We start from the raw sequence: 7,015 nt of genomic DNA on the forward strand, positions 1-7,015 counted from the left end.
CCTCTTCTTTTTTTATGATTAATTCGCATAAAACTCGTCAACAATGGGGACGAGGTGACTAAATGAAACGGAAACGAATCAGGTTGTTGAGTATCGTCTTATTGCTTGCTCTCTCAGGACTTTCAGGCAGGTTGATGCAATTGCAATTATTCCAGACTGAATCCTATTCCAAACATAAAATCAACCTTCTTGAAGAGAGTGTCGCACAAAGAACGCAAGCATTGGTGATTGATGAAGGCAGGGGGGAGTTTCTTGATCGGAACGGTGAACCCCTTACGTATACAGAAAAGAATGTCCTGGTCCTTTTCCCATTTCTAAAACAACTGGATTGGCCGGTGGAAAAAGTGGCAGAGATCCTTCATGTTCCACAGCAGACGATCCAAACGAAAGTGGAGGAAGCGAAAGGGCCGATCGTTTTCGGCGGGAAGGATCCCTTAAGGCTTTCAGAGGAACAGATGAAGGAAATTAATTCTCTTGAAATACAGGGAGTGTTCGCCCTTACGAAAAAGTATAAAAGCGACGAAGTACCTGCTTCCCAGCTGATAGGGGTCACCGGGGAAAATACAGATGTATTCCACGAACGCTACCCTGACAAAGTGAAGGGCGCCAATCAGAAAATCGGTGTGTCGGGACTTCAGGAGAGCTTTGATGAATGGCTGGTCGCAGAAGAGGAAGCGAAACTGATCTATCATGTTGATGCAAGGGGTGGCCCTTTATTCGGGGTGGATGTAAAGTATCTCGCACCCGCCAACCCCTTTTATCCACTGAATGTGAAAACGACCATCGATAGAAGGATGCAAGAGGCACTCGAAGATGTGGCGGATACGTACAACATCCAAAAAGGGGGGCTGTTGCTCCTGGATATTGAAAAGAGTGAAATACTCGCCAGTGTATCAAGACCTGCAATGAAGAGCCGGGACCCATTCAGTGGAGGAGCGGGGAATCTCATGCTGAAAGCGTTGATACCGGGTTCTGTCTTCAAGACCGTCGTCGCAGCTGCAGCCATGGATGAGGGGATCGTGGATGAACGCAGGCTTTTCCCTTGTAATGAAAACATCCGTGGCGGGACCGCTGAAAAGCCTCACGGCACCATTAATATTAAGACAAGCATAGCGGTCAGCTGTAACCGTACATTTGCGGATCTTGCTAAAGAGCTGACTGAGAAGGATGACCACCTGCTCGATGAGTATGCCGAGAAAATCGGACTGATCGGTGACATTGCATGGAGAGGCAACGTCTTTCATTACGAAAGCTTTCCTCAGCTTCAGGTGAGTGAAGGAAGGATCTTCGCTTCTGACGGGGACAGGGCTGAACCTAAACTGGTCGCCCAGACAGGTATCGGGCAACAGGAAGTCCGCGTCACACCGCTCGGCATCGCCAATATGATGGCGACGATTGCCAGGGGGGGAGAGAAATTTCAGGTGAGTGCCGTCTCTTCTGTGCAGTATCAAAATGGCACCAACATGTTTTCCTTTCCTCACCAGAAGATCGAGGGTGAGACGATCACCCCTTTCACGGCCATGAAGCTTCAGCAGTACCTGCGGGGTGTGGTGAACTCCCCGGAAGGTACGGCACCCTATTTGCAAAACGCGGCCTATACCATCGCCGGGAAGACTGGAACCGCACAGACAGGGAATTATCGGGGAGAAAGAGTGAAAGCAAATGAATTATATAATAAATGGTTCGCAGGCTACTTTCCCTTCGAAGATCCCAAATACGCATTGGTGGCCGTCAACATGGACGTGACCATAGGCGAAGGGGGAATTTACCCGATCTTCAAAGACAGCGTCGATGCTGTCTACCGGCTTGATCATGAGTAGAAGGGCGTCCCGTGCGTTCTGTGACCTTTTTCCCTTTATAGCTGAATCATCCCGGGATGGATAATGTTTCGCTTTATTCTTTTCCTCTTATCATGTTAAAATGTTTAGGATAATAGGGAGGGAACAAAATGGCGAAATACCAATCTCGATTAGACAAACGATCTAAAAAGAATACTAATAAACTGTTAAACATAATGATTGCAATCGTACTTCTATTAATTGTCGTGGTAGGAGGCACCATCGTACTTGGAGGTGGCGACGAAAAGGCAACGACAGACGCCCCGAAGAATTCAGAAACCAAAAGTGCTGACAAGAACGATAAGACGACGAAAGAAAAAGACAACTCCGTTTCCATGGATGAGAAAGACGATTCTAAGGATAAAGCGGACGATGAACAAAAAGATGAAGACAAGAAGAAAGATGATGAGAAAAAGAAAGACGAGTCTTCTGATGAGGAGCAGGATTCTGTCGCATTAGACGGGGAAGACCAAAGTAAGATGAAGGTCGAGGAAAGTGACGACCCCAATGTAGTAAAAACGATGGTGCATCCTGACTGGAAGCCGATCGGCACCGAGCAGACAGGTGAGCACGTATCCGTCTATGAAGAAGGAACCGTCGACTGGCAGGAAAAAATCAAGGCGACTTCTTACGCTACAGGCATCCCTGCAGGCAATATGACCGTCTGGTGGATGGAAGGGAATGGCGGTCCGCAGAAGTCCATGGCGACCGTAACGGCTAAAGACACCCAAACCCCTTACCGGGTGTATCTGCAATGGGTCGACGGCAAAGGATGGCAGCCGACGAAAGTGCAGGAATTAAAGGAAAATGATAAAGACTGATGGATATAAAAAGGCCCTTCCAATTATATGGAAGGGCCTTTTTGCATGAATTACTTCTTCACTTTAAAATGAACCACGGCACTGTATAATCTTCTGCCATTCTCATCGATGGAAACGGAATGATCCACGTGATGGACGGAGAGCATGATGGCTTTATTATGCTGGATCTGTTCGTCTACCTTTTTCTCCAAAGTCCTGAGATTGTCAGCTTCGAAAAACTCCACTTTATCTTCTATTAAATCGAATGAAATATTCATGGTGAACCTCCTAATTATACGTGATACGGAAAGGCTTTCTCCCTCTATTTTAGAGTCCCCCCACCCTTTTGACAATGAATTATTGTTGAATTCATCAGGAGAATATGATAATTTAATAACAGTTTTAAAATTAATTCATAGTATGTTTATAGGAATTATAAACTTAATGCAGCTGAGGTGCTGAACCATGGGTAGAGAATTTTTAGATCTGTTCGGTGACTGGGCAGATTCGTATGATGATACAGTGACAGGAAAAGATGTGGAATATCAAGCCGTATTCGAACACTATGATTCGATTCTTGACGGGGTGGTCGCCCGTTCAAAGGGGAAGGTGGTCGAGTTTGGACCTGGTACAGGGAATTTAACCAAGAAGCTATTGGACGCGGGACTCGAGGTCATTCCCTATGAACCCTCTCCGGAAATGAGAGCGATTGGAATGCAGAAGCTTGGTGATCGTGTCACATTCCGGGACGGCGACTTTCTGGATTTTCCTTTAGAGGGAAAAGCCGATTCCATCGTAAGCTCTTACGCATTTCATCATTTAACCGATGAAGAAAAGGGAAAAGCTTTCGGCATCTATGGAAAGCTTCTAGTACAAGGTGGTAAAATAGTATTTGCTGATACAATGTTTGAGACCGATCAGCATCATCAAGCCGCCATATCCCAAGCGATCAAGAAAGAGTATGTCAATCTGGCTGAAGATTTAAAACGGGAATATTACACGACTCTCGAAGTGTTAAGAGAGCTTTTGCGAGAGAATGGGTTTTCTGTACAGTTTCAGCAAGTGAATACATTTGTGTGGATCATGGAGGCGACTAAATAGTAGAAAGAGGTTTTAGCAATGAAAATCGCCATCATCGGAGCAATGGAAGAAGAAGTAGCCTTATTAAGAGAGAATATTTCAAACCCGAAAGTGGAAACCATCGCAGGGTGTGAATATACAAGCGGTACAATGCATGACAAAGAAGTGATTTTGCTTCGTTCAGGAATCGGGAAAGTGAATGCAGCGATGTCAACGGCTGTCCTATTGCAGCACTTCAAACCGGATTACATCATCAACACAGGGTCAGCAGGAGGATTCGATCCTTCTCTAAATGTCGGTGATGTAGTCATTTCAACTGAAGTAAGACATCATGACGTGGATGTAACCGCTTTTGGTTATGAATACGGTCAGGTTCCCCAGCTTCCGGCAGCTTTTACGGCAGACGAGAATTTGAAGCAAACAGCGATCAATAGTGTGAAAGAACTCGGAGATGCACAGGTGGTTTCCGGATTGATTGCCACTGGGGATTCATTCATGAATGATCCAGTGAGAGTGGATGCGATCCGTGACAAATTCACGGATTTACAGGCAGTGGAAATGGAAGCGGCAGCGATCGCCCAAGTAGCGCATCAATTCCACGTACCATTTGTCATCATCCGTTCCCTTTCCGACATCGCCGGCAAGGAATCAGACGTGTCTTTCGATCAATACCTTGAAAAAGCTGCACTTCATTCAGCTAAAATGGTCATGAATATCGTGAAATCTGTTTAATAGAAAGAAAATATAGCTGACCCAGGCATCTACCCCTCTTACCGTGTGTACCAGGCTTGTTCAGACGAACAGTCCTTTCATTGGTAATGAAGACGGTTTGGTGAAAGGGTCAGTTTTTTTGGTTGAAAGGGGATTGAATATATGGACGTGTATAAAAGTGTACATGACCTGATAGGGAATACACCGATTGTTGAACTGACACATTTCCCGCTGAAGAACGGGGTCCGCCTCTTCGCGAAGCTTGAATTCTTTAACCCCGGAGGCAGTGTGAAGGATCGATTGGGGCTTGAGCTGTTAAGAGATGCAGTGGAGAATGGCAAGATCATGCCAGGGGGTACCTTCATCGAACCAACGGCAGGCAATACGGGGATCGGCCTGGCTTTAGCCGCCGTCAATTCAGGATATAAAGTGAAGTTCTGTATCCCTGAGAAATTCAGCGTGGAGAAACAGGAACTGATGAAAGCCCTTGGAGCGGAAATCGTCCATACCCCCACTGAAGAAGGCATGAAGGGTGCCATCGCGAAAGCCGCTGAATTGGTAGAAGAGACCCCTAACTCGTATTCCCCGCAGCAATTCGGGAACGAAGCCAACCCGAATACGTATTACAGAACATTAGGACCGGAACTCTGGAAACAGATGGACGGTCACATCCATACATTTGTCGCCGGCGCAGGGACAGGCGGGACCTTCATGGGGACTGCACGCTACCTTAAAGAAATGAAGGACACGATTAAAACAGTGATCGTGGAGCCTGAAGGATCGATCCTGAATGGGGGAGAGTCAGGCCCACATAAAACAGAAGGCATCGGGATGGAGTTCCTGCCTGGATATATGGATGCAAGTTATTTTAACAGTATCCATACCGTCACTGACGAGGATGCCTTCACAAGGGTAAAGGAACTTGCATTATTGGAAGGGCTGCTGGTAGGCAGTTCTTCCGGAGCTGCCCTGCATGCAGCGCTAGTGGAAGCAGAAAGAGCTGAACCGGGTAGCCATATTGTCACCATCTTCCCGGATTCAAGTGAGAGATATCTAAGCAAAAAAATATACCAAGGAGGAATCTAATCATGAAAAAGAAAACGCAATTAATCCACGGTGGTATCCCTACAGATCCTCAAACAGGGGCAGTATCCACTCCCATCTACCAGGTGAGTACGTATAAGCAGGATGAAGTAGGAAAGCACAAGGGGTTCGAATATTCTCGCTCAGGAAATCCCACACGACATGCCCTTGAAGAGCTGATCAAAGATCTTGAAGGCGGGGAAAAAGGCTTTGCATTCGGCTCGGGAATGGCGGCGATCACTGCAGTCATGATGATGTTCAACAGCGGGGATCATATTGTGATGACAGATGATGTGTACGGAGGGACATACCGTGTCATGACGAAGGTGTTAAACCGGATCGGCATCGAGTCCACTTTCGTAGATACTAGCGATGTAAACACTATCGAAAAGGCCATCCAACCGAATACAAAAGCGGTTTATATTGAAACACCGACCAACCCATTGCTTAAAATCACGGATATCGAGGCAGCGGCTTCATTAGCCAAGAAACACAATCTGCTGACCATCGTAGATAATACGTTCAGTACACCATACTGGCAGAACCCGATTGCCCTGGGAGCGGACATTGTCCTTCATAGTGCTACGAAATACATCGGGGGACACAGTGATGTTGTGGCAGGTCTCGTTGTAGTGAATTCAGAAGAACTGGCTGAAGAATTATTCTTTGTACAGAATTCAACAGGCGGTGTCCTTGGGCCGCAGGATTCATGGTTATTGATTCGCGGAATCAAGACATTAGGGCTGCGTATGGAGGAGCATGAAGAAAACACCAGGAAAATCGTCGAGTTCCTGACGGCTCATCCGAAAGTATCGAAGGTTTACTATCCTGGTCTTGAAACCCATCCGAATCATGCCATAGCCAAAAAGCAGGCATCAGGATTCGGCGGGATGGTCTCCTTTGATGTAGGCAGTGAGGAAAATGCAGACCGTCTTCTGACCAATACGAGATATTTCACTTTGGCTGAAAGTCTCGGAGCAGTGGAAAGTCTTATTTCCGTTCCGGCTCGCATGACCCATGCGTCCATTCCGGCGGAGCGTCGGAACGAACTGGGGATCACAGACGGCCTTGTCCGGATATCCGTCGGTCTTGAAGATGTGGAGGATTTGATTGAAGATATTGACAACGCCCTTTCCAAGTAACCCTTGGCAGAACTGGTATCAATTACATGGTAGGCTGTATGGAATCATATGTTACCATAGAATGAGAGTTTACTAGTTCAAAAGTAGGTGAATGCAATGAAGAACACAAGCAAAAAGACCATTCAACATAAGGTCGTCGATTTCAAACGATTTGGTTTTACATTACTTGCACTTAGTGTCTTTATGTATTTAGGTGTCATCATTCCGACAGTGACCGTTACACCCGGCAAAATGATGCCCCTCATGACAGGGACCGTTGTTTTACTCGGGCTGTCACTATACTTCTTCACAAAAGCAATCAAATATAAAAAAGATCTGCAATCAGCAGATGAATAATAGATGAAAAAAGCGGGGTCTCAGT

The 7,015-nt window shown here is 46.3% G+C and carries 8 protein-coding genes; 7 read left to right on the forward strand and 1 reads right to left on the reverse strand.

Annotation, left to right across the window (positions count from 1 at the left end):
* The first annotated feature begins 62 nt into the window (after positions 1–62).
* Complete coding sequence (locus BVI01S_RS18370; protein WP_061811174.1) at positions 63–1,820, forward strand: peptidoglycan D,D-transpeptidase FtsI family protein; 1,758 nt, start codon at positions 63–65, stop codon at positions 1,818–1,820.
* Between the two features lie 128 nt (positions 1,821–1,948).
* Positions 1,949–2,659, forward strand: coding sequence for a DUF1510 family protein (locus BVI01S_RS18375; RefSeq protein ID WP_034757386.1), 711 nt, complete (start codon positions 1,949–1,951; stop codon positions 2,657–2,659).
* Between the two features lie 50 nt (positions 2,660–2,709).
* On the opposite strand, the gene BVI01S_RS18380 is transcribed toward BVI01S_RS18375, so the two are convergent.
* Positions 2,710–2,916, reverse strand: coding sequence for a DUF2536 family protein (locus BVI01S_RS18380; protein ID WP_034757389.1), 207 nt, complete (start codon positions 2,914–2,916; stop codon positions 2,710–2,712).
* Between the two features lie 187 nt (positions 2,917–3,103).
* On the opposite strand from BVI01S_RS18380, the gene BVI01S_RS18385 reads away from it, so the two are divergent.
* The 5 genes from BVI01S_RS18385 (at position 3,104) to BVI01S_RS18405 (ending at position 6,990) form a co-directional block, all read left to right on the forward strand.
* Positions 3,104–3,739 (forward strand): class I SAM-dependent DNA methyltransferase, encoded by a 636-nt coding sequence (locus tag BVI01S_RS18385; protein ID WP_061811175.1) that lies wholly within the window; start codon positions 3,104–3,106, stop codon positions 3,737–3,739.
* 18 nt (positions 3,740–3,757) lie between these two features.
* A complete protein-coding gene (gene mtnN, locus BVI01S_RS18390) occupies positions 3,758–4,450 on the forward strand; it encodes a 5'-methylthioadenosine/S-adenosylhomocysteine nucleosidase (protein ID WP_034757393.1) in 693 nt (230 codons plus the stop codon).
* A gap of 141 nt (positions 4,451–4,591) precedes the next feature.
* A complete protein-coding gene (locus BVI01S_RS18395) occupies positions 4,592–5,515 on the forward strand; it encodes a PLP-dependent cysteine synthase family protein (RefSeq protein WP_034757396.1) in 924 nt (307 codons plus the stop codon).
* Between the two features lie 2 nt (positions 5,516–5,517).
* Positions 5,518–6,654: a bifunctional cystathionine gamma-lyase/homocysteine desulfhydrase gene (locus BVI01S_RS18400; RefSeq protein ID WP_034757402.1), complete on the forward strand. Its 1,137-nt coding sequence runs from the start codon at positions 5,518–5,520 to the stop codon at positions 6,652–6,654.
* A gap of 96 nt (positions 6,655–6,750) precedes the next feature.
* Entirely contained in the window at positions 6,751–6,990 is a 240-nt protein-coding gene (locus tag BVI01S_RS18405; RefSeq protein WP_034757405.1) for a YrhC family protein, read from the forward strand.
* Positions 6,991–7,015 lie beyond the last annotated feature (25 nt).

The sequence above is a fragment of the Rossellomorea vietnamensis NBRC 101237 genome (assembly GCF_001591825.1).
Lineage (GTDB): Bacteria > Bacillota > Bacilli > Bacillales > Bacillaceae_B > Rossellomorea > Rossellomorea vietnamensis.

Bases quoted from the DNA above. Each gene is read 5' to 3' on its own strand.
- mtnN (WP_034757393.1), top strand. From the start codon at position 3,758: ATGAAAATCGCCATCATCGGAGCAATGGAAGAAGAAGTAGCCTTATTA.
- BVI01S_RS18370 (WP_061811174.1), top strand. From the start codon at position 63: ATGAAACGGAAACGAATCAGGTTGTTGAGTATCGTCTTATTGCTTGCT.
- BVI01S_RS18385 (WP_061811175.1), top strand. From the start codon at position 3,104: ATGGGTAGAGAATTTTTAGATCTGTTCGGTGACTGGGCAGATTCGTAT.
- BVI01S_RS18375 (WP_034757386.1), top strand. From the start codon at position 1,949: ATGGCGAAATACCAATCTCGATTAGACAAACGATCTAAAAAGAATACT.
- BVI01S_RS18380 (WP_034757389.1), bottom strand. From the start codon at position 2,916: ATGAATATTTCATTCGATTTAATAGAAGATAAAGTGGAGTTTTTCGAA.
- BVI01S_RS18400 (WP_034757402.1), top strand. From the start codon at position 5,518: ATGAAAAAGAAAACGCAATTAATCCACGGTGGTATCCCTACAGATCCT.
- BVI01S_RS18395 (WP_034757396.1), top strand. From the start codon at position 4,592: ATGGACGTGTATAAAAGTGTACATGACCTGATAGGGAATACACCGATT.
- BVI01S_RS18405 (WP_034757405.1), top strand. From the start codon at position 6,751: ATGAAGAACACAAGCAAAAAGACCATTCAACATAAGGTCGTCGATTTC.